At 54.6% G+C, this 20,943-nt stretch carries 16 protein-coding genes; 5 read left to right on the top strand and 11 right to left on the bottom strand.

The annotated features are described in order from the left end of the window. Positions 1-5 precede the first annotated feature (5 nt). Positions 6-893 (top strand): MBL fold metallo-hydrolase, encoded by an 888-nt coding sequence (locus tag HY913_11115; GenBank protein ID MBI4963815.1) that lies wholly within the window; start codon positions 6-8, stop codon positions 891-893. A gap of 89 nt (positions 894-982) precedes the next feature. Next, entirely contained in the window at positions 983-1,321 is a 339-nt protein-coding gene (locus HY913_11110; GenBank protein ID MBI4963814.1) for a hypothetical protein, read from the top strand. 251 nt (positions 1,322-1,572) lie between these two features. Here the strand turns inward: HY913_11110 and HY913_11105 are convergent, their stop codons facing one another. Then, positions 1,573-1,917 carry a hypothetical protein gene (locus HY913_11105; protein ID MBI4963813.1) on the bottom strand — a complete coding sequence of 115 codons (345 nt, stop codon included), beginning with the start codon at positions 1,915-1,917 and terminating at the stop codon, positions 1,573-1,575. A 280-nt stretch (positions 1,918-2,197) separates the two neighbouring features. Next, positions 2,198-2,458 carry a Smr/MutS family protein gene (locus HY913_11100; protein ID MBI4963812.1) on the bottom strand — a complete coding sequence of 87 codons (261 nt, stop codon included), beginning with the start codon at positions 2,456-2,458 and terminating at the stop codon, positions 2,198-2,200. Between the two features lie 463 nt (positions 2,459-2,921). On the opposite strand from HY913_11100, the gene alr reads away from it, so the two are divergent. Then, positions 2,922-5,528: an alanine racemase gene (alr, locus tag HY913_11095; protein MBI4963811.1), complete on the top strand. Its 2,607-nt coding sequence runs from the start codon at positions 2,922-2,924 to the stop codon at positions 5,526-5,528. 607 nt (positions 5,529-6,135) lie between these two features. Here alr and HY913_11090 read toward each other — a convergent pair. The 8 genes from HY913_11090 to HY913_11055 all read right to left on the bottom strand — a co-directional run bounded on the left by HY913_11090 (position 6,136) and on the right by HY913_11055 (position 15,120). Further along, a complete protein-coding gene (locus HY913_11090; GenBank protein MBI4963810.1) occupies positions 6,136-7,365 on the bottom strand; it encodes a cofactor-independent phosphoglycerate mutase in 1,230 nt (409 codons plus the stop codon). Continuing rightward, positions 7,349-8,419, bottom strand: a complete 1,071-nt coding sequence (locus tag HY913_11085; protein MBI4963809.1) for a threonine synthase — start codon at positions 8,417-8,419, stop codon at positions 7,349-7,351. Before HY913_11085 ends, HY913_11090 begins: the two co-directional genes overlap by 17 nt. Positions 8,420-8,837: 418 nt before the next feature. Further along, positions 8,838-10,154 carry a homoserine dehydrogenase gene (locus tag HY913_11080; GenBank protein ID MBI4963808.1) on the bottom strand — a complete coding sequence of 439 codons (1,317 nt, stop codon included), beginning with the start codon at positions 10,152-10,154 and terminating at the stop codon, positions 8,838-8,840. Between the two features lie 226 nt (positions 10,155-10,380). Continuing rightward, positions 10,381-11,604: an aminotransferase class I/II-fold pyridoxal phosphate-dependent enzyme gene (locus tag HY913_11075; GenBank protein MBI4963807.1), complete on the bottom strand. Its 1,224-nt coding sequence runs from the start codon at positions 11,602-11,604 to the stop codon at positions 10,381-10,383. A 148-nt stretch (positions 11,605-11,752) separates the two neighbouring features. Continuing rightward, positions 11,753-12,538 (bottom strand): methyltransferase domain-containing protein, encoded by a 786-nt coding sequence (locus HY913_11070; protein ID MBI4963806.1) that lies wholly within the window; start codon positions 12,536-12,538, stop codon positions 11,753-11,755. 91 nt (positions 12,539-12,629) lie between these two features. Then, on the bottom strand, positions 12,630-13,952 hold the full coding sequence (locus HY913_11065) for a DUF1015 domain-containing protein (GenBank protein ID MBI4963805.1): 1,323 nt from the start codon (positions 13,950-13,952) through the stop codon (positions 12,630-12,632). A 200-nt stretch (positions 13,953-14,152) separates the two neighbouring features. After that, positions 14,153-14,593 (bottom strand): DUF3887 domain-containing protein, encoded by a 441-nt coding sequence (locus HY913_11060; protein MBI4963804.1) that lies wholly within the window; start codon positions 14,591-14,593, stop codon positions 14,153-14,155. Between the two features lie 56 nt (positions 14,594-14,649). Continuing rightward, entirely contained in the window at positions 14,650-15,120 is a 471-nt protein-coding gene (locus HY913_11055; GenBank protein ID MBI4963803.1) for a YHS domain-containing protein, read from the bottom strand. 162 nt (positions 15,121-15,282) lie between these two features. Between HY913_11055 and HY913_11050 the strand changes: the two genes are divergently transcribed. Next, positions 15,283-15,645, top strand: coding sequence for an STAS/SEC14 domain-containing protein (locus tag HY913_11050; protein MBI4963802.1), 363 nt, complete (start codon positions 15,283-15,285; stop codon positions 15,643-15,645). Positions 15,646-15,693: 48 nt separating this feature from the next. Here the strand turns inward: HY913_11050 and HY913_11045 are convergent, their stop codons facing one another. Further along, entirely contained in the window at positions 15,694-17,106 is a 1,413-nt protein-coding gene (locus HY913_11045; GenBank protein ID MBI4963801.1) for a restriction endonuclease, read from the bottom strand. 803 nt (positions 17,107-17,909) lie between these two features. Between HY913_11045 and ileS the strand changes: the two genes are divergently transcribed. Next, on the top strand, positions 17,910-20,726 hold the full coding sequence (gene ileS / locus HY913_11040; GenBank protein MBI4963800.1) for an isoleucine--tRNA ligase: 2,817 nt from the start codon (positions 17,910-17,912) through the stop codon (positions 20,724-20,726). Positions 20,727-20,943 lie beyond the last annotated feature (217 nt).

The following is a 20,943-nucleotide window of genomic DNA, read 5'->3' as shown; positions in this document are numbered from 1 at the left end:
GAGTAATGACAGAGGACAAATCCGACACTTTTCCGCGGCTTCTTACAGACGGTCTGTGGGTCGTGGGGAATTATTACTTCAACTCGTACCTTGTCAAGGGAGAGCAAGCGACCGCTCTGATCGACGTCGGAGTTTCCGCAGTTGTGGACGACGTGATCCGGCAATTAGATTCTCTGAGGATTGCTCCGACCTTTCTCGTGGTGACCCATCCGCATACAGATCACGTCACCGGGCTTGACGGGCTCCAAGTAAGGTACCCCCAGGCGCTGATCGTCGCGGCCGAAGGCGCTGCCGATTTCCTCGCGCATCCCAAAGCCGGGGAGGTTATGGCGCTTGAAGACCTCCACATGGCCGATTTCCTTGCATCGAAAGGGCTGAATCCTGGCCGTCGGCCCATTGAGGAGCCTCCTTCGCTGAACAATTGCCTGATCGCCAAGGACGGATACGAAATGGACCTTGGAGGCCTGACGCTTCGCTTCATCAGTGTCACAGGACACGCGCCGGGGGAAATAGTTGCCCATATTCCCGAGATAGATGCTTTGATCTTGTCCGATTCGTTGGGATTCAGGTACCCGGGTCGCGGGGTTTTCCCGCTCTTTTTTACAAATTATTCGGATTATATTGCCTCTTTGGATCGCTTGAGAAATCTCCGCGCAAAAATCGTGGGCGTGGCTCATCAGGGGCCTCTCTCCGGAGCGCAGATTGAAAAGGCCTTCGAGGAGTCCGGCCGTGAAGCGATGAGACTTCGAGACAAGATTCGTCTGGATTCAAGGGACGATGAAGAGGTGGCAGCCGACGTGTTTAAGGAATACTACAAAGACGAGCTGATGATTTACACACCCGAGAACATCATGAATTGCGCTAGACTATTGGTTCGACGGGCAAGGGAATAGGTGGGAGAAGGTTAGGAACCAAAGTGCTCTGCCGCCGGGCAAACCATGAAGCGTTCTACTCCTGAGCACCCACGAGGTAGTAAGAAGATATGGATTTCAGAGCAATCCAGGTAATTTGCATGACGGTTTCCACTCTAATGGAGGAAATGAAGTGGGACACCTATGGATCACAAGGACTGCATTCCCCTTTGATCAGTGACGAGGAGGATTGCCGGCGTCTGGACTCGCTCATGGATGTCATGGGAACCTTATCCAGAATGATGGATACCCGCATTGCCTACGTCACGTCAGAAGGGAAAGTCATCCGAGAATGGATCGAAACCATCCTTGAGATAGGCACGCGCTACCGCAAGGAATTGGAAACCCTGGAAAAACTTGAAAAGAAGGCCCGGATCCGTCCCCTGCCCTCCAACGACCGCAAACGATAGCAAGTGTCAAAAACAGCGTCCGCTTACGAAAAGCGCGTCTTAGAAATTGGTAGGTGCCGGCCTCCGTGCCGGCACATTTTTTCATATACACATCAATTAGTTAGGCCCGGCAGGGACCCCGGATCGCGGTCCGGGGCAGGCTCGGGGCCCTACCGGTTCTCCTGGAACGCGGGCCGTGCAAAGGGCTGAAATTTGGGGCAACCGCTATAAATCCACAATCCATTGTGACCTAAAGAACTCTTGCAATCTTTCTAGCCTTCTGGCGGATCTTGTTCTCGGGCTTTACGGTCGCGGATACGTTTTCGTATGCTTTCGAGGTTTTGTGCCGACCCTTCCGGAGCATGAACAGAACCGATTTCCCCATGTCCATCCAAGGTTTGATGAGAAGACCGGCCTTTTCGCGCTCTTGCCCGGTATAGCAGGAAAATGAGGAGGCCTCCAACCAGATACACTAGCCAGGTCCATTTTTCTGAGGCAAACGCGGGAGAAACGAGCCCCATACCGACGACCGCCACCAGGGCGATCACCATGAAAAACATGATGATCCCGATGGGTGTGAGCACCTCCAACAACGGCTTCCACGGCTGTTTTTTCATGCGTTAGGTTCCGAGACAACAAATAGGAAAATCATCTTGAGCTATTTCAGATAAGTTGGCTTCGGTTTCCGCGACAGGTTCCAGAAGCTTTTCTTTAACCCTCTGAGTGAAAAAGACATCCGCGTTTCCTGCACTACACCATTGTTGCCATGAGGCGACAATGGTCCAAAATCATGGGAGTCCCGCGCGGAACGCGGGATTGGGGAGGGGCCTGGGGAGGCCCTTTTTGTTCGGCCTCCCCAGAAGCTCTTCCGGAAAGTCGCAGGTTTTGAACCCATTTCTAGTCCCTCTTCGCCCTCAACCGCACCAGGGTGGCGCCCCAGCCACCGGCCTCTAGCGGCGCCTGGGCAAAGCTTTCCACAAGAGGATGCTTTCTCAGAAGTGATCGTAGCCGATCGCGAAGGATTCCCTTGCCCTTGCCGTGGATAATTCTAAGATCCAAGATCGAGGCTTCCAAACAAGCTTCAATATAATCATCGAGCAACTGTGGAAGGTCCTTCGGCGAGAAAGTGTGGAGGTCCAAAACGCCATCGATGGGCATGACCACCGCCGGTTCCTCCTGCGGTGTCTGAGAGGGAGTATTTGGCTCTGATGAAGGCTGGTTCTCGTTTCCCATGTGAACCTTTCCCCAGGTCCGGGTGACCAGGATCATGGCGGTGTCGGAATTCTCGCCCGATAAGGCGGTTCAGTCAAGTCGGTCGCCGGCAGCCACAAACGGCGGGCACAGCCCGCCCTACGATTGGATGAGACGCCTCCTGTAGGGCGGGCTGTGCCCGCCGCTAGATAGAGGTTGACGGCTGGGGCATTGGAGATCGCAGGATCTTGACGACCGGCCGAACGCGATTCAGACAAAAATTTGGCAACGGATGTGATCGGCTCAAAGGCCCAGCCTGTTGTTTTTTTCCCCGTCTCATGGTAGACGCTTGCCTTGAGAAGGACTGGGCCAACCCGGTTCCCATGATCCGCCTCACGTGAATTCTTCGGAGATATGGTAGACTGGTTGAATGGAGTTTAGTAGCCCTTCATGCCCGACCGCCTCGGACGTCCCTGAACCGGCGTCCACGCGGGTCCGCTCTAATTCTGTGGAAAAGCACGGCATTGAGAATGTCGGATTCCTAGACCTCTCCCAGGTCATAGATATCATCAAGCCCACGCGCGTCAAGGGGCCCGTCCAAGGAGCCCTGTCAGGCGTGTCAATCGACACGCGCAAGCCTATGGGCGAGGATTTTATATTCTGGGCCATCCAGGGCCAACACTTCAACGGGAATGACTTTGCAGAGGAGGCTTTGACCGGCGGCGTAAGGGCCGCGGTAGTCAATCGGGCCGATCTTTTTGAAAAAGACATCCCCGAACGTGCGACCCTGATCCAGGTCCCGGACACGCTGACTGCTTTGCAGGACTTGGCTACATGGTATCGGAATTGCTTCCGGTTTCCGGTTGTCGGCATAACAGGCAGCAACGGGAAAACCCTCGTAAAAGAAATGTTGGCCTCGATCCTTTGCCTGGAGCGAAAAACCTACAGGTCCCCTCTTTCCTATAATACTCAGGTTGGGGCTGCGCTTGGGCTCCTGGGCATGAGGCCGGAACACGAGGTGGCCTTGATAGAAGCGGGGATCAGTCTTCCAGGCGAAATGGACCGCCTCGAAAGGATGATTCGGCCCGATCACGGAATTCTCACCATAATCAGTAAGGCCCACATAGGCGGCCTTGGCAGCCTGGAAAACACTCTGGAGGAAAAGCTGAGGCTCTTTCGGCACCTCAGTAGTGGTTCATTTCTGCTCCTCAATGCGGATGACCCGCTAAGTGCACGGCTCAACGGAGGTTTCCCCGCCAGGGTGGTCACGTTCGGGCTGTCTGAAAGCGCCGACGTCAGGGCCGAGGACGTGGCTTCTCTTCCTGAGCGAGGCCACAGCTTTGTGTTACGGCTCTTCGACAAGAAGGTGGATGTTACGCTTCCGGTGCCGGGGAGATTCAACATATTGAACGCGCTCGCGGCATCCGCGGCCGCGACACTTCTTGGCGCATCCCCTGAAGCCATAAGAAAGGGTTTGAAAGAGTTTCTCCCTTCGCCTATGAGGCTGGAGATGCACACCACAGTGACGGGCGTAACGCTCATCAACGACACGTACAATTCAGACCCGGCTTCCATGAAAGGGGCCCTGGACGTTTTGGGAAAGGTGGGAAAAGGGCGGCGAAAAATAGCCATCCTCAGCGAAATGCTTGATCTGGGCCTGCACAGCCGAGAAGAACACCTCGCTGTGGGCAAAGACGTGGTTCGCGGAGAGGTCGATCGTCTCATAACCGTAGGCGAGAACGCAGCGCTGATCGGCCTTGCCGCGGAACAGGAAGGGATGAATTCCAGGTTCATAACCAACACCCGCAGCTACACCGAAGCGGCTGCAGAGCTGGACAAGATAATGAACCGCGGGGATGTGGTCTTGTTTAAGGGCTCCAGGTGGTTCCGCCTCGAACGCATAGCAAAAGAACTCGTGGGTTCCATCGGCCCCACTAGACTTGTTGTCAATCTCGACGCCATCGCGGCCAATATCAAGACCGTTCGGGGGATTGTCGGCGACAACGTGGAATTGATGCCCGTGGTCAAGAGCTTCGGGTACGGGAATGATTCGATCCGCGCTTCCAAAGTGGCGCTCGAAAATGGAGTGAATTATTTGGCTGTCGCGTTCCCCGATGAAGGGACCACGCTCAGGGAAAACAGAATCGACGCGCCCATATTGGTGTTCAACGTCCTAGCGGAGGAAGCCGATAAAATTGTCAGATACGGCTTGAGCGCGGAGGTTTCCTCCCTTGAATTAGCCGAGGCCCTCAACCAGGCTGCTACCGGTCGCAGGAAGGTGCTCGTACATATCAAGGTCGATACCGGGATGGGAAGGTCAGGTGTCTGGTGGGAAGAGGCTGTTCCTTTTGTCGAACAAGTGGTCCGCATGAAAAACCTGACCGTAGAAGGCCTGATGACGCATTTTTCCAGCGCGGACGATCCCTCGGCTGATGAATACACTCTGGGACAGATCAGAGCGTTTGACACTTTGTTGGCAGAGCTGAAAACCGCGGGGCACAGCTTCCGTTACGTCCATGCAGCCAACAGCGCCGCGGCGGTGCGGTTCCCGCAGACCCGCTATAACATGGTTCGGCCCGGTCTGGGCATTTACGGCCTGTATCCTTCGGACGCGCTCCGTTCAATGGTTCATCTGGAGCAGGTCATAACCTTTTCCACCAAAATAGCACAGATAAAGGAACATCCTCCCGGACGCCCCATCTCTTACAACCGCAGGTTTACCACCACCAGACCGTCCCGCATCGCCACAATCCATGTGGGGTACAATGACGGATATCCGCGGTTCCAGTCCAACATCGGCCAGGTGCTCGTGCGCGGGCGTCGAGTCCCGGTTGTGGGCACAGTATGCATGGATGCCACAATGATCGACATCACCGACGTGCCTGAAGCCAAGGTCGGCGACGAGGTGGTCCTGATAGGCAAGCAGGCCGCGGAAGAAATTCTCGCGGACGAAATAGCTGCCAACGGCAACACCATCAATTACGAAATAGTCTGCAAGATCTCACCACGAGTAACGAGAATTTTCGTCCAGACGTAAAGAAAAGCGGAAAAATGCGGGGCGCTGCGCGAGACGGCGGCCATAGGCCGCCCTACAAGAAGGATTTCGGTCTGCGTAGGGCGGCCTGTGGCCGCCGATTCATGGCTTCTGGAAACGTAGCAATTGCCAAGAATAATGTCCTATTCTGAAGAGCGCTGTAGTATTTGGTAGCCACCGGCCTCCGTGCCGGTGGACAATCCGCAGGCAAATCAGCTACGCGGTAGGGGAGGTCCGGCAGGGACGCCGGACCCTATCAATTCTTTGGAATCAGTCTTTGCGAAAGGGTCCAAGGCTTTGGCAACCATCACAAATGCAAGTCTGCGTAGCGCGTAGGATGCGGGGAGCGAGGCGAACCGCATCGGTCGCGAAAAAGACCTCGAATGATGCGGTTCCCTTTGGCCACCACATCCTACCTCAACTTAGGAATCGCTCAATGATATCAAGGGAGGCCATGTAAACACGCGGCTGCGCAAGACGGCGGCCACAGGCCGCCCTACAAGAAGGATTCCGGTCTGCGTAGGCGGCCCGTGGCCGCCGATTCACCAATATTGGGCAGCGGTGAGGAATTTTCCTGCGCCCGCGCCGTCCCGTTCAGCAGGCGACCGGCCTAAATCTTCTCCCGATTAAGAAGTATCTCAATCATCTTTGTGGCGTCTTCTATCATCTTTCCAGACGCGGTGGCAGCGTCTTCTGAAAAACCATCCGCCTTGTTTTCAGGCGCTTTTTTCCACTGCTTGGAATCCAGCACAATGAACGGCACCGGGTCCGCGGAATGGACTCGTGTCGCGGTTGGCGTGTGATGGTCAGGCATGAGAAGAATTCTCCACCGGGGGAACTTTGCCAGGCCTGCGAGCATTGGGCCGACGATCTTCTCGTCGAAGTCCTCGATGGCTTTCATCTTCAAGTCCAATTGGCCTGAATGGGAGGCCTCGTCCGGCGCTTCCACGTGGAGAAAGACAAAATCCTGCTCTTTCAACGCGTTCAGGGCCGCATCGACTTTTCCCTGATAGTTGGTGTCCAGGTACCCGGTGGCCCCTTCAATTTCCCGCAAATCCAGCCCCGCGTACTTGCCGATTCCGCGTATCAGGTCTACAGCGGCCACAACCGATCCCGTGATCCCGAACCGCTCTTTGACGGTCTTAATGCGCGGAGGCCTGCCTTGTCCCCACGGCCAGATGGAATTGGCAGGTCCCTGGCATCTGGTTATGCGTCGCTTGTTCACCGGATGCTCTTCAAGCAGCTTCCATGACTTGATAATGAGCCGCAACAGCACGTCCGCGCCGTTTCCCGTGGGGAAGCGGCCGGCCACCGGTTCGCCGGGGAAATCGTGCGGAGCATGGGTGATGCAGCCTTCAGGGCCGTCGCGCCAAACCAGGAGGTTCCTGTACGAGACCCCAGGCAGCACCGACAAGCCCATGGATTCAATCTCCGGCGCGAGATAGGCTATTATTTCCCGAGCTTCCTGCGTGGAGATATGATCCGCGCTATGATCGGCCATCATGGTGTAGTTTCGTTCGAGGGTTACCAGATTGAGCCTGAACGCTAGGTCGTTTTCTCGCAGCCTGACCCCCATGGAAGCCGCTTCAAAAGGGGCCCTGCCCGTATAGACCTGCGACGGCGGATACCCCATGATCGAGAGGTTGGCAATATCGCTGCCCGGGTCCATTCCTTGGGGGACAGTCCGAGTCAGGCCTATGTGACCGGCTGAGGCCATGCGATCCATCCAGGGGGTTTTCGCGGCCTTGAGAGGAGTAATGTTATCCAGTTCCGCAACAGGCGAATCGGCCATGCCGTCAGGAACCAGGATCAGGTATTTGGTTTTAGAATCCGAGGACATCAAGCACCTTCTTCATTTCGGGTACGCAAGAAACCGGCTCACATGTGAGCGGTTCGGAAGTTGCCACTTTTATGGCGGTGTCGGGGTCTTTCAGACCGTGGCCGGTGAGCGTGCACACAACGCGTTCACCACCTTCAAACAGACCTTGATTGGCCTTCTTTATCACTCCAGCGATGGAGGCCGCGGAGGCCGGTTCACAAAACACACCTTCAGTGGAAGCTACCATCGCATAGGCTTCCAGGATTTCGTCGTCACTTACCATGTCTATGATCCCGGTCGATTCGTCACGCGCAGCCTCGGCCTTCTTCCAGGAAGCGGGATTGCCAATACGAATCGCTGTGGCAACGGTCTCCGGGTTTTCAATCGGATAGCCCCTTACTATCGGCGCGGCCCCTTCAGCCTGAAACCCCATCATTTTGGGGAGGGTCTTAGACTTACCCGCGTCTTTGTAATCCTTGTATCCCTGCCAGTACGCGCTTATGTTCCCCGCGTTGCCAACCGGCAGAAAGTGGTACTCGGGCGCGTCACCAAGGACATCGCAGATCTCGAACGCGGCTGATCTCTGGCCGTCCAGCCTGTGCGGATTGATAGAGTTGACCAGGGTAAGAGGATAGTTATCCGCAATTTGTCGCACCACCTTCAAAGCTTCGTCGAAATTGCCCAAGACCTTCACAACAGTGGCGCCGTGTATCATGGCTTGAGCCAGCTTCCCGAGGGCTATCTTCCCTTCGGGAATCACAACGAAAGCTCTCATGTTGGCGCGAGCTGCATAAGCCGCGGCAGCAGCGGATGTATTCCCGGTAGACGCGCATATTACTGAACTGGAGCCTGCTTCCAGCGCGCGTGAAACCGCCATGGTCATACCCCTGTCCTTGAACGAACAAGTTGGGTTCAAGCCTTCGTACTTGAGAAATAGGGAGATCCCCGTGTGAATTCTCGCGGCCAACCGCGGGGCTGGAATCAGCGGCGTGTTTCCTTCCAGCAATGTAACAATATGTTTGTCGTTTGCGAAGTGAAAGAAATCAGAATATCCCCTGATGATGCCATTCCACATTGTCAGTCTCCTGTCCTGGGGCAGTCGGGCCTTTCGTGGTGAAAAAAAGACCCTGTCAAGCGCTCCCAAATAAATTGACCTTATAATATATCAAATGATTTCTAGGGGTGCACAGGCTTTCTTTTAAAAGATTTTTTGGTCAAACTCCAGTGATTCACGCAGAGGCGGGGCAGACTGTCATTGCGAGCGGAGCGAAGCAATCTCAGCCTTCATAGTGATTCTGAAAAGTTTTTCCGAATCGAATCGCACTGCTGGGCAAGCCAGCAGTGGCACCCCATAAGTTATTCCCGTGATTACTTTCGAGAATTGCTCTAGCTGTTGAGATTGCTTCGTCGTTTCACTCCTCGCAATGACAATGGGCCAACATTTCCTCACATTGGTGCATAGCTGCCCCTATTTTTTGTTGGCGGCCCAGCCACTAATCCAGGGTTTCGTCGTCGATCCTGATTATGACCAGCGGACCTTCCACCACGTCGAGGTCGCTGATTTTCTTGCTCGCGGTCTGGATGTCGGCTTCCTTGGCCAGATGAGTGAGAAAAACTACCGGGACCGTCCCGGATCGCTGCCTTCGCTTCTGAACCACGGAATGTATGCTGATTCCGTAGTCGGCCATTATCCCTGCGACCTTGGAAAGCACGCCGGGACGATCGAGAGCCTGAACTCGCACGTAATAGTTCGTGACTATGTCATCCATAGCTAGGATGCTGCCCCGCGCCTTCCAATCCTCAGGATAGCCTAGGGGCGGGACCCCCCCTGCCTCACCGCGGGTTATATTGCGGGCCGCCTCAACTATGTCGCCGACGACTGCGGAAGCTGTCGGCTCTTTGCCCGCGCCGCGGCCGTAGAACAGTTGTTCGCCCACCATGTCCCCGCGCAGATAAATGCCGTTGAAAACGCCGTCCACTTGGGCAAGCGGATGATGTTCGGGGATCATTGTCGGGTGGATACGAGCCTCGACCATGTCACCATGACTTATCAAAATCGCCAGCAACTTTATCTTGTAGGAAAACTCCCTGGCCATGACAACGTCAAACGGATCGATGCCCCGGATACCTTCCACATAGATCTGTTTGACCGGCACCCGTATGCCGTGGGTGAGGCTCAGCACCAGGACGAGCTTATGAGCCGTGTCTATTCCATCTATGTCCAGGCTTGGGTCAGCTTCTGCATAGCCCAGTTCAGTGGCCTGTCGGAGGACCTCGTCGAAAGATATGCCCGGATTTTGGTCCATGGCCGTGAGGATAAAATTGCACGTCCCGTTCAATATCGCCAATACCTTCTCGAAGCGGTTGGCCAAAAGTCCTTCCCGCAGTGATCGGAGTATTGGTATGCCTCCGCCTACCGCGGCTTCGAAGGCTATGTCCACGCCTGCGTCATGGGCCGCGCGAAAAATCTCCGGCCCCTGCTCGGACAAGAGCGCCTTGTTGGCCGTCACAACCTGCTTGCCGTTGCGCAAAGCCTCGAGGATGAACTTGTGAGCGGGCTGGTACCCACCCATAAGCTCCGCCACTATGGATATCTCCGGGTCTCGAAGGACCTCATAGGCATCGGTAGTAAGTATCGCAGGATCTACAGCCACCCCGCGGTCCGACGTAATGTCAAGGTCTGCAATGCGCTTGAGGCGCAAAGGAAAGCCAACCCGCGCCTCAAGAATGTCGCGGTTCTCCTGGAGAATCTTGACGACGCCCGACCCGACGGTCCCAAATCCTATTAAACCAATGGAAATCTCTTTCATTTGATATCACCGTGTCACGTCCGTGCTTACCCAAGTTGCACGGCTGATACTAAGTCTCTTTAAATGGGATGATACCAGCAATGGCCGGCAGGGACGCCGGCCCCACCACGATATGGTAGGCGGCACGCCGTGCCCCTGGAGTTTGCGGAAAAGGGCAACGGGAACCTGACGGCCTTCTTCCCTTATAAAGGGGAGAAGGTGTTCCGCGAAATGCTCTTGCCAGCAATCACACCGCGGCGGATCGAACCTCATCCTCTGCCGGCGCTGAAACAGCGTCCCCGTGGGACAGGAAAGACCTGATACCTCGAATCGCCTGATTGATCCGCATCCTATTTTCGACCAGAGCAAATCGCACGTACTCGTCGCCAAACGGGCCGAACCCAATCCCCGGGCTAACCGCTACCTTGGCCCCTTCGGTCAGTATTTTGGAAAATTCAAGCGATCCCTTCGAGCGATACGGTTCCGGGATCTTGGCCCAAACAAACATTGTCCCTTTGGGAGGCTCCACTGTCCAGCCACAATCATTCAGGCCGGCACACAGAGCATCACGGCGGTCCTTGTATTCGTCCACAATTTGCTGGACGCATTCCTGGCTCTCGTTCAGCGCGATTATGGAAGCGATTTGTACGGGCTGAAATATTCCGTAATCAATGTAACTCTTCAGCCTTCTCAGCGCCTCTATCATCTGTGGATTGCCCGCCATACAGCCTACTCGCCAGCCGGCCATGGAGTAGCTCTTGGACATCGAGAAGACCTCGACGCCTACTTCCTTTGCTCCCGGAACAGCCAGAAAACTCGGCGCACGATAACCGTCGAAAGTCAGGTCCGCGTATGCAAAGTCGTGAACGATCATAATTTTGTATTCATGCGCGAATTCTACAAGGCGCTTGAAGAATTCCTCGTCCACAACCATGGTCGTCGGATTATGCGGAAAAGAGATGATCAGCATCTTGGGCAAGGGCCATCTCGTGCGCGCCGCGGCCTTGAGATCTTCGAAAAAGTCCCGGTCCGTGCTTATCGGAATGTGCTGCAAGTCCCCACCCGCAATCACCACCGAATAGGGGTGAATAGGATATGTCGGGGAAGGAACGAAAACCACGTCTCCCGGAGTGATGGTGGCCAATACCAGGTGAGCGAGGGCGTCCTTGGCGCCCATCGTGGCGACGATTTCCTTGTCCGGGTCGAGTTCCACACCATAGCGTCGTTTCCACCATGACGCGAAAGCTTCCCGCAGTTTCGGGATCCCCATGGACGCGCTGTATCTATGATTCCTGGAATTCTGGACCGCTTCTACGACCTTATTCACAATATGCGCGGGCGTTGGGATGTCCGGATTGCCCATCCCGAGGTCGATAACATCTTCTCCTGCCCTTCGCAGTCTCATCTTGAGTTCGTTGACTACCTGGAAAACGTAGGGGGGAAGTCGCTTAATCCTTCTGAACTCTTCCATCTTCACCTCCCGTCGGGACTCGCACCGACAGCGTGGTTTTGCCGGACGCTTTCATTTACTGCTCGTCAGCCTTCTTCGGCGACCCGGATATTGCGGGTGAGAGCGTCTCAGCATTTGTAAACATTTTTATTCAATTCTGAGCGGAAGTTCAATCCCGCGAGCCAGGCGGCGTCTCCGTCCGGTTGGGGACATTTTCTCCCGCCAGAACCGCCTCGGCTTCTCGGGTCCGCAGGCCGGGGTGTTCATAGAGAACCAGACACTCCTCCGCCAATGGTATGTCACTTAGACCTACGCACGCCTCTACACATACCAAGGAGGGATCCAGCCCCTTCTGAGGGTGAATCCATAACACACGTGAGCGCTTTAATCCAGCCTCTTTCGTGGCTTCCGCAATTTGGCCGAGTCCTGATGCGGGATAGATCAGCGAGACTCTGCCGTTAGGCTTGAGCAACTCCGCGGACACCTGAAACAGGGCTCGTAAGGGCATCATGAGTTGATGCCTGGCCAGGGCCTTTTCGTGCTGAAGGCTTATACGGCCCGTCCCCGCCTGATGATAGGGCGGGTTGGAGACAATCACGTCGAATGAGTGGCCCTTTAGAAAGGAATCGGCGTCCCGGACATCACCCCGAACGATGCTGACACGCGATTCCAGATGGTTCAAGCGGACCCCCCTTCTCGCACGATCCGCCAAATCTCCTTGGATCTCCAGCCCAACAACGAACGCGGACGGCTCTTTGACCGCAAGGCCGAAGGCGATGGCCCCGGAGCCGGTTCCCGCATCGAGTATAACCTCGCCGGGCCGCGGATTAGTGAACCAGGCCAGGATCACAGCGTCTTCGCAAACGCGATATCCGCGCAAGGACTGTATAATCCGCACCTTGTTTCGGAACAGGCCGTTTACAGACTCGCCTTGCTTTACGTCCAGTGATTCCACGCTGTTAGATGCCGTATTATGCCGATACGCGTTCAAACGGGTAATTGACGGGGGAAACCTTCAGAGAATTTCCTTGAAAATCATCCACAGTTCAAAATACGTTCAGCACAAGACCTGAGGAAATCTTGGGATAGAAATACGTCGACTTGTGGGGCAACTTATGTCCCAATTCCGCAGCCGCCCGCATTTGATCGACCCGAGTGGGATTAAGTATGAAACTCACCTGGATGTCACCTTTCAGGACCTTGTTTAGGGCCTCTCTCACCAGAGGAGTGTACTCGATTTGGCCTTCAGCGTTCTCTTTATCCATGCCAAGCGCATGACCCAGTATGATCTCACGAAGAATGGTCACGTCCAGCCCGCGCAGGGATGATGGGATTTCAGCATCCATCAGGGAATCGATCGCCTGGAAATCCTTGAGCCTCAGCAGCCTAAAGCAGTTGTCCCCCTGGACGACCATCCCGAACTTTCCACCTACGTTGGAATACGATCTAATCCTGTCTATAAGGGTTTGAGCCACTTCCTGGCGGTTGGCCTCGGAATAGCACAGGTCCTCGATCTCGAAGTACGGATCGAGTACGCGCAGCATTATAGGCACGTCCACATTAGGCAAGCCCTTTATCATTCTGTGCGCGGGCAGAATGGTAAGGCCCGGGTGACTCATAGATGTCAGATACATCATCACGTATTCGTGCGCCGCGCCAGGATCGGTATGGCCAGCGGCGCGCATCTCGTCCCTGAAAGCGAGCGCGGTTTCGTACCGGTGATGCCCGTCTGCAATAAACAAGCTTTTGTCGTAGAGCATTCCCACAATCTTGGCAATTGCCTCGGTATCCTCAATGGTCCAGGTCCGGTGCACGGTGCCGTCAGCTTCAGTAGCCTCTTGATCAGGCGGAAACTGCAAAAGGCTCTTGTAAACGGCGGCTACCTCATTACGGTCGTCGCCGAAAAGTGCGTGAATAGGTGTGAGGTTGGCTTTACAGGCTCGCATGAGGCTTAACTGGTCCTGCTTGGGGCCTTTGTAGGTCTTTTCGTGAGGCAGCACCTTGCCCTTGCCATAATCGTCGACCTTCACCAGGGCTACTATTCCGTCTATCTTGGAGCGGCCGCCGCCGGGTTCAGCAAAATCCATACGGTAAACAGTCAGTCCCACACGCTCCCGGCGTTCGAGTATTCCGCTTTCCATCCACTGTTTAAGGGTTGCAGCCGCGCGAGCGTAACGATTGTTCGCGGCGTCGTCCTCCGCGAATCGCTTTCCCAAAACCAGCCTTATGACATTCAGAGGATGAGTCTGGTAGAAATCCTCCTGCTCCTCCGGAGAAATTACGTCGTAAGGCGGCGTGATCAGCTTGTTCAAATCACCCGCAAGATTTCTGCTGTAATGAACCGCTCTGAAGGGCTTTACGTCTGCCATTAGGTTTGACCTCTGACAAAAGGACTTATGAAGTTAGATGCAGCGGCATGCCCGCGTTGCCCAGGAGCGAAAAGCTGCTAAGGTCTCGGGGCTATTTGGCCGCAGCATCGGGGAATGCGGCACTGCACAAAAATTATCAGAATTATGTAACATGCGCAGCGTGGGCAGGTCAACTTCGTGGGGATAATCCACGGAATGGATTACTTCTCCAGAGACGGAGAGTCGAACCAGAAGCCGGTGACCTGCGGAGGCGATTTCTTTCGATCCAGAACCAGCCTGATGAGCACGTCCTCTTTTTCTTTCCCGAAGCGCGCTTTAAACAGAGTGACAGTGCCGCCGTACTGAATGTAGAAACCGAGGTACTCCATAGACTTGAATTTCCCCAATCCCCTCTGCAAATTGGACTGCAACTGCAGAAAGCTCTCCCGATTCTGCGAATCCTTCATCTGCTTGGAGAAATCCCGAGTGTATTGAGCGTAGTCCCCTTCCGCGATCGCCCGCATCATGCCTTCCAGAACGGCGGTGGCCCGATCCTTGACCTGCTCCGTGTCGCCGGACATTTCCGCGGCCGTGACAGGACCGGACAGGAAAAATGTCAAGGCCAATACGGGCAAGAAAAGGAATTTAACGTTCCTGAACATGGGGATCAAACCTTCCACTCAAGGCCAACGAATCTCGACTCGCTGTCAGCCGCGGTTCATTTTGCCTTTTCCAGCACGCCAGGCCAATTCTTGTTCGCGCGCTCGATGTTAGGGGCCATGTCCTTTTGCCACTTGGTTCTGATATCGAGATTGTAATTCAAGTAAAGCTTGCCCTGGGAAACGGTCCACGCGTTTGGATCGATGTCCGCGGTGTACCCCTCCGCTACGGCCCAGGCGCAGTAACCTCCGTACTGAGGCACGTATTTTTCCGGGTCGGCCTTGAACAGGTTGAGATTCTCAGCACTGGAAAACTGCCACACAGCGCCATCCCATTTGAACTCAAATTCTTTCGTCCCTGAAGTGGGCTTTCCCTGAATGAAATAGGCTACAGGGTCATAACCTTTTATAGCCCTGCCCTGAACGTCTTTATTTATGGGATCTTTCTTGGCCAATGCGCATGTCTCGGCAACCGCTGCAATAAGAAATGCCGACAAGGCTACATGAACAACCGTCTTTAACAACTTCATGTCCCGGTCCTCCAATTTCACAATTGAGAATTCTTGGACTAATTCGATGAGGGCTTCACACCCTTCCCAATAGTAAGAGACAAACGGCCCCTTCGATAGTTTGACTGCAAGATCAACGATTACCACACTAATGACAAGACGTGAAGCAAAGGAGACCGAGCAATGTTAGAGATTCTCCCGCAAAGTCACGACAATATTCTGGCCGTAAGGGGCACGGGCAAGCTGAGTCGAGAGGATTACGAGGATGTTCTGATCCCGCGTTTGGAAGCCATGGTCAAGGAGCACCCCAAGGCGCGCTTCCTATTCCAAATGGACGACGACTTCAAGGGCTGGGATCTTGTAGCAGCCTGGCACTATGCTAGGTTCGGTTTCAAGCATAAAGATCGATTCGAGAAAGTGGCCGCGGTGTGCGGTCCAAAATGGGTCCACGCCAGCATGAAACTTCAGTCCTTTTTCGTCCACGGCGATATCAGGACCTTCCCGTGCGAAAAAAGCGTCGATGCCTGGAACTGGATCGAGGCGTGAAGAGCGGCCCATGCCGCTGGTAGGAGCTTTCAATCGACGGTCCGACCTTCAATAGAGGTCGTTAGGCCTCGCCCTATGCCTGCGTCTGGCCTGAAAGAGTTCGAACTCTTGCTTATAGCGGCTAGCTGCCATGAGAAATCTTTCCATGCTTCCCTCAAACAACCCGGCTTTCAATGGTGGCCAGGCGTCACGAGTGGAGGTAGCTTCATTGACGATCTTCTGAAGGAGGGATTGTCCATAATCAGGGGCAAAGGGATCGTCGTGTCTAACGGCAAAAAGACCCAGTGGCGAGTCCTCTGTGGGGCGGCGGGGTTTGGAGTTTAGCGCGAGATCAACGTTGACCATGCCTAGCAGACATTCGAATGTGTCAAAAGCGGTCTGGTAATCGGTCTCCAGAGAAAACAAACGCTTCAAGTTTTCTCCCAAGCAGCCATAGAGCCGGCGACTGAGTGGCACGCGCCAATGGATTGCTCCTCGGGGGTACTTGTGCTTTTCCATAATCTCGCATGTAGTCAGAGCAAGTGCCGGGCATGCACACGAGCTTCCCTCTGGAATGCGCGGTTTAAGCAGCAGCGTGGCAACCATGTCATAATGGCTTTTCGCCATAGCCCCAATGCAACCTGAGTAGAGGAGAATCAGGGCTGGATAAAGCGGTATGTTTACTGCCCAGCTAGCCCCTTTGCCTCGTGTCTCCAGGTTCGCCGCTCGCTCCAGGGACTGCACCCAGAGAGAGTCATAGTCAGTTCCGGTCCAGTAAATGCCGTTCGCGAATAGGGCCGACAAAGTGTCTGTCTTGGCTTCACATTCCTGCAATCTTGCTTCCAATTTTTCAGCATCCGCTGTTGACTCAAGGGGTGGAAGCGACTCTTCCGCAAGGGAAATTACTAGCTCGTCCGTGCGTTGACGAACGAAATCGTGAATCCCAATGCGATTCTTGTCCTGGGCAAGTTTCTTCAGGCGCTCGATGGCTTCCTCTTTCGAGGCGGGACAGGGCCGGTCAGAAAGTTGGATTCTGTATTTGCGGATCAATTCGCCTTTCCCAGCAACCAATCTCCCTAAATCCGGTTTTTCCCAATACCTGATTTTGAAAGTGGGCCTATTGGACTGCGAATACTCCTGTAGATATTCCTTCGCAGGATTGGACAGGAAATTCGAGACTATTATGAGTAGCCAGTCAGGCCGTTTTGCCGTGGCCCACGTTAAGGCACCATCTAGCTTGTCAGGAGATACCCCCTTTTTGTGATGTTTGCATTCTACGAACCACTTTTCAGTGTGCTCCTTTCCATCTACCTCTTTGACCCTCCGTTCGCATTCGATGTCGCGCCCTCTGTCCGACGGACTCGCCGGCAATCCTGTGCCTTTTCTCCAGTCGACATTCACGAAACCCAGTTCATGTAACAAGTCATAACAGAACTCTTCAAATTCAGTTGGGGTCAGATGATCTAACGAAAAGGGGTCCATTGTCCCCACCTCCTGGCAGGCATCAGACCGAAGTGAGCAATGACTCATCCGATGCAATGCCAATTATGGCTGTGGTTACACCGTTTATCTTATCACAGTGCCTTTTTCAACAGCAGAGTTTGGTGAATCCGCCGCACCTTTTGTAATCATTCACTTACGTGCGGGAGCGTCTCCCATGCCCCGAAGGGGTAGCCCAACAGTAGCCACGGGCGTAAGAAACTGTCTCAAAACTGGCAATTTCACCGTATCGTCGGTAGGGGCGGTTCGGGAACCGCCCGAAATCAGGGCGCTTCTCGAAGCGCCCCTACTCTAAATTCCGTCCATTTCAGGGTTTTGAGACAGTTTCGTAAGCCCGTGGAGAATGGTCCATACCATCATTTGGATCACCGACCCTGGAGGGGTCGACCAGAATGTGAGTTGGACTTCGGGATTGGGCGACCCCTCCAGGGTTGGTGATTCAGGGCTGTGGCAGAGCTTCCGGTCCACGGGTTACACCCGTGGCTACCATTGGTACGCCCCTCCAGGGCTCAGAATCCCTTCTACCCCCATAAGACTGAACAGTCACTACCTTTTCGTCATTTGGGTTGACTTTCAGGCCTCCGCTGGTAGTTTAATATGTTTCGATCAAGGACCACACGCCGGGCCAGTAAGACCCCGAGAGAGGCAAGGCGACTCGTGAAAAAAGATACGGGAGTTTTTTGAAGGGGGTCCGGGGTCCCGCGTTTCGCGGGATTTGCAAAAAAGTTTCCCCCGGAAACGATTCTTCTTCTTACCACACCCCCGGCACCTTGGAGGGCATTGTTATGGATTACAAGGATACGTTGAATTTACCTAAAACTTCGTTTCCCATGAAAGCGAACTTGCCCAAGCGCGAGCCCGATATGCTCAATGCCTGGGAATCACAGAATATTTACAGGAAGATCCTTGAGGTCAGCAAAGGTCGGGATAAATACATTCTCCATGACGGCCCTCCGTACGCCAATGGCCACATACATTTGGGGACGGCTCTGAATAAGATCCTGAAGGACATGATTGTCAAATCCAAGTTCATGGCAGGGTATGACTCGGACTACGTGCCCGGATGGGATTGTCACGGCCTGCCGATTGAGCATCAGGTGGACAAGGAGCTTGGCGACAAAAAGGCGCAAATGACCAGCGTGCAGATAAGGCAGCAGTGCAGAGCTTACGCGGAGAAGTTCATCGATATCCAGAGAGAGGAGTTCAAGCGCCTCGGAGTTTTCGGCGAGTGGGAAGACCCTTACCTGACCATGGCCTATCCATATCAGGCTACGATCGTACGGGAGTTGGGGAAATTCTTCGCGGCGGGATCGGTTTATCGCGGCAAGAAACCCGTGTACTGGTGCGCGTCCTGCGTAACAGCGCTTGCGGAAGCTGAAGTGGAGTACATGGATTCTTCTTCACCGTCCATTTACGTGCGATTCCCCGCGAGGGAGGACTTTTCCGCACGAATTCCGGAAGTCAAAGGCAAGCGTGTTTACATGCTTATCTGGACCACCACGCCTTGGACCATTCCGGCGAACCTGGCCATCGCTGTGCATCCTGATGAATCCTACGCGGCTGTGGAAGCCGGCGACGATGTGTACATCCTCGCCGAACGGCTCGTCGCGATTAACATGGATGCATTCGGCATCAATAATTATCGAGTGCTGGCCACCTTTCCGGGCAGTTTGCTCGAAGGCCTCAAGGCCACTCACCCCATCTATGACAGAGAATCACAATTGATCCTGGCCCCGTTCGTGACGCTGGACACCGGCACAGGCGCGGTTCACATCGCGCCCGGCCACGGGCAAGAAGACTACGAAGTCGGGCTGAAGTACGGCATCGAAGTTTACGCGCCGGTTGACGATCACGGGCGCTTCACTGATGAGGCCGAATTCTTTACGGGCAAGTTCGTTTTCGACGCGAATAAGGATGTCAGCGCCAAGCTCAAGGAACTCGGAGCCCTCATGGCCGAAGAAAAAATGGAGCACAGCTATCCGCACTGCTGGCGCTGCAAGCAGCCCGTGATCTTCAGAGCGACCCATCAGTGGTTCATTTCCATGGAACGTACCGGGCTGCGGCGAGACGCGCTTAGCGCCATCGACACCGTGAAATGGATACCCAAATGGGGACGGGACAGGATTTACGGCATGATCGAGCATCGGCCCGACTGGTGCATTTCACGCCAGAGAAGCTGGGGTGTTCCCATTACGGCCATGCGATGCGCTGAATGCGACGACATTGTGGCCCCGCCGGAGTTGTTCGAAAAGGCCGCTCGGCTCTTTGAAGAAAAAGGCGCGGATGTATGGTTTGGGTCCGATGTCGAGGACCTCGCGCCCGCGGGCCTGACTTGCCCTTCGTGCAAGAGTTCGTCCCTCATAAAGGAAACGGACATCCTGGATGTCTGGTTCGACTCGGGAGTCAGCTGGGCAGCTGTTTGCGAAAAACGCCCGAATCTGAATTATCCCACTCAAATGTACCTTGAGGGTAGTGATCAGCATCGCGGCTGGTTCCACAGCGCTCTGCTCACCTCCGTCGGCACGCGTGGGGGAGCGCCGTACCGAAACGTGCTCACCCACGGATTTGTGGTAGACGGCCAGGGCAAAAAGATGTCCAAGTCCTTGGGTAACGTGATTCAGCCTCAGGAAATCATCAACAAATATGGCGGTGATATTTTGCGGCTGTGGGTCTCCGCGGAAGACTATCGGGACGATATCCGGATCTCACCGGAGATTCTCGAACGGCTGTCCGAAGCATATCGACGCATTCGGAACACTTGCCGCTTTTTGTTGGGCAACCTCGCGGACTTCAATGCCGACGAGCACATGGTCCCGGTCGATCAGATGAGGGACCTGGATCGGTTCGCGCTGGACAGATTGAATAGAGTCATCGAACGGGTCTGCAAGGCTTACGATGAATTTGAATTCCATATTGTATTTCACACGCTCTACAACTATTGCACGGTTGATCTGTCTTCCCTTTACCTGGACATCTTGAAGGACAGGCTTTATGTGGAAAGGTCGGACGGCAGGCTCAGGCGGTCCGCGCAGACAGCTCTCCATCACATCCTGTCCAGTCTGGTCAGGCTCATGGCCCCCATTCTAACGTTCACCGCGGAAGAAGTTTGGGCAAGTTTTCAAGCCTCCGATACCAAGCCCGAAAGCGTCCATCTGACCGGGTTCCCGGAACCTATTGCCGGAGTCAAATTGACGGAAGAAGAAAGCGACCGATGGGAGACGATGTTGGCGCTCCGCCAGGAAGTGTCTCGAGTGCTGGAACAGGCGCGAGCGGCAAAGCTTATTGGGTCCTCTTTGGAAGCACGTGTGCTCATTGAAGCCCCGCCCAAGATCATTGACGCCATGAGCAAGCTTGAAGATCCCGAAGGTTTTTTCATCGTGTCGCACCTCGACGTGGACACTGTGGCTGCCGCAACCGCGGAAGCTCAAGAAGAAGACCGACTGGCCGGCGTACGAGTCCAGGTATTCAGAGTCGAAGGAGACAAGTGCCCCCGCTGCTGGCTTTGGACTTCCGACGTGGGGTCGGACAAAGACTACCCGCACGTTTGCCAAAGATGCGCGGGAGTGCTGAGAGAATCGGGCATCCAAGTCGAGGAAGGATAAGAATATTTCGGGGAGGCCCTTTTTGTAAAAAGGGCCTCCCCGAACCCCTCGCCAAAAACTTTCACATCATGGCCGCTGGGTTCCCCCCGCTGTTAGCGGAGGGAACCCAGCGGCACAAGACGTTGCTTTCTTTGAAAGAGGCACGCGGAAACTTTCTTACACAAGAAAAGTTTCCGCCATATGTGACTTGCCAAAATTGCTGTCCGATTTGCATGGG

The organism is Desulfomonile tiedjei (genome assembly GCA_016212925.1).
Classification (GTDB): domain Bacteria; phylum Desulfobacterota; class Desulfomonilia; order Desulfomonilales; family Desulfomonilaceae; genus JACRDF01.
This window is presented reverse-complemented; position numbering and strand designations above follow the sequence as displayed.

Coding starts and splice junctions, on each gene's coding strand:
- HY913_11055 (MBI4963803.1), bottom strand. CDS start 15,120: ATGAAGTTGTTAAAGACGGTTGTTCATGTAGCCTTGTCGGCATTTCTT.
- ileS (MBI4963800.1), top strand. CDS start 17,910: ATGGATTACAAGGATACGTTGAATTTACCTAAAACTTCGTTTCCCATG.
- HY913_11065 (MBI4963805.1), bottom strand. CDS start 13,952: ATGGCAGACGTAAAGCCCTTCAGAGCGGTTCATTACAGCAGAAATCTT.
- HY913_11105 (MBI4963813.1), bottom strand. CDS start 1,917: ATGAAAAAACAGCCGTGGAAGCCGTTGTTGGAGGTGCTCACACCCATC.
- HY913_11075 (MBI4963807.1), bottom strand. CDS start 11,604: ATGGAAGAGTTCAGAAGGATTAAGCGACTTCCCCCCTACGTTTTCCAG.
- HY913_11100 (MBI4963812.1), bottom strand. CDS start 2,458: ATGCCCATCGATGGCGTTTTGGACCTCCACACTTTCTCGCCGAAGGAC.
- HY913_11090 (MBI4963810.1), bottom strand. CDS start 7,365: ATGTCCTCGGATTCTAAAACCAAATACCTGATCCTGGTTCCTGACGGC.
- HY913_11060 (MBI4963804.1), bottom strand. CDS start 14,593: ATGTTCAGGAACGTTAAATTCCTTTTCTTGCCCGTATTGGCCTTGACA.
- HY913_11045 (MBI4963801.1), bottom strand. CDS start 17,106: ATGGACCCCTTTTCGTTAGATCATCTGACCCCAACTGAATTTGAAGAG.
- HY913_11085 (MBI4963809.1), bottom strand. CDS start 8,419: ATGTGGAATGGCATCATCAGGGGATATTCTGATTTCTTTCACTTCGCA.
- HY913_11080 (MBI4963808.1), bottom strand. CDS start 10,154: ATGAAAGAGATTTCCATTGGTTTAATAGGATTTGGGACCGTCGGGTCG.
- alr (MBI4963811.1), top strand. CDS start 2,922: ATGGAGTTTAGTAGCCCTTCATGCCCGACCGCCTCGGACGTCCCTGAA.
- HY913_11115 (MBI4963815.1), top strand. CDS start 6: ATGACAGAGGACAAATCCGACACTTTTCCGCGGCTTCTTACAGACGGT.
- HY913_11050 (MBI4963802.1), top strand. CDS start 15,283: ATGTTAGAGATTCTCCCGCAAAGTCACGACAATATTCTGGCCGTAAGG.
- HY913_11110 (MBI4963814.1), top strand. CDS start 983: ATGGATTTCAGAGCAATCCAGGTAATTTGCATGACGGTTTCCACTCTA.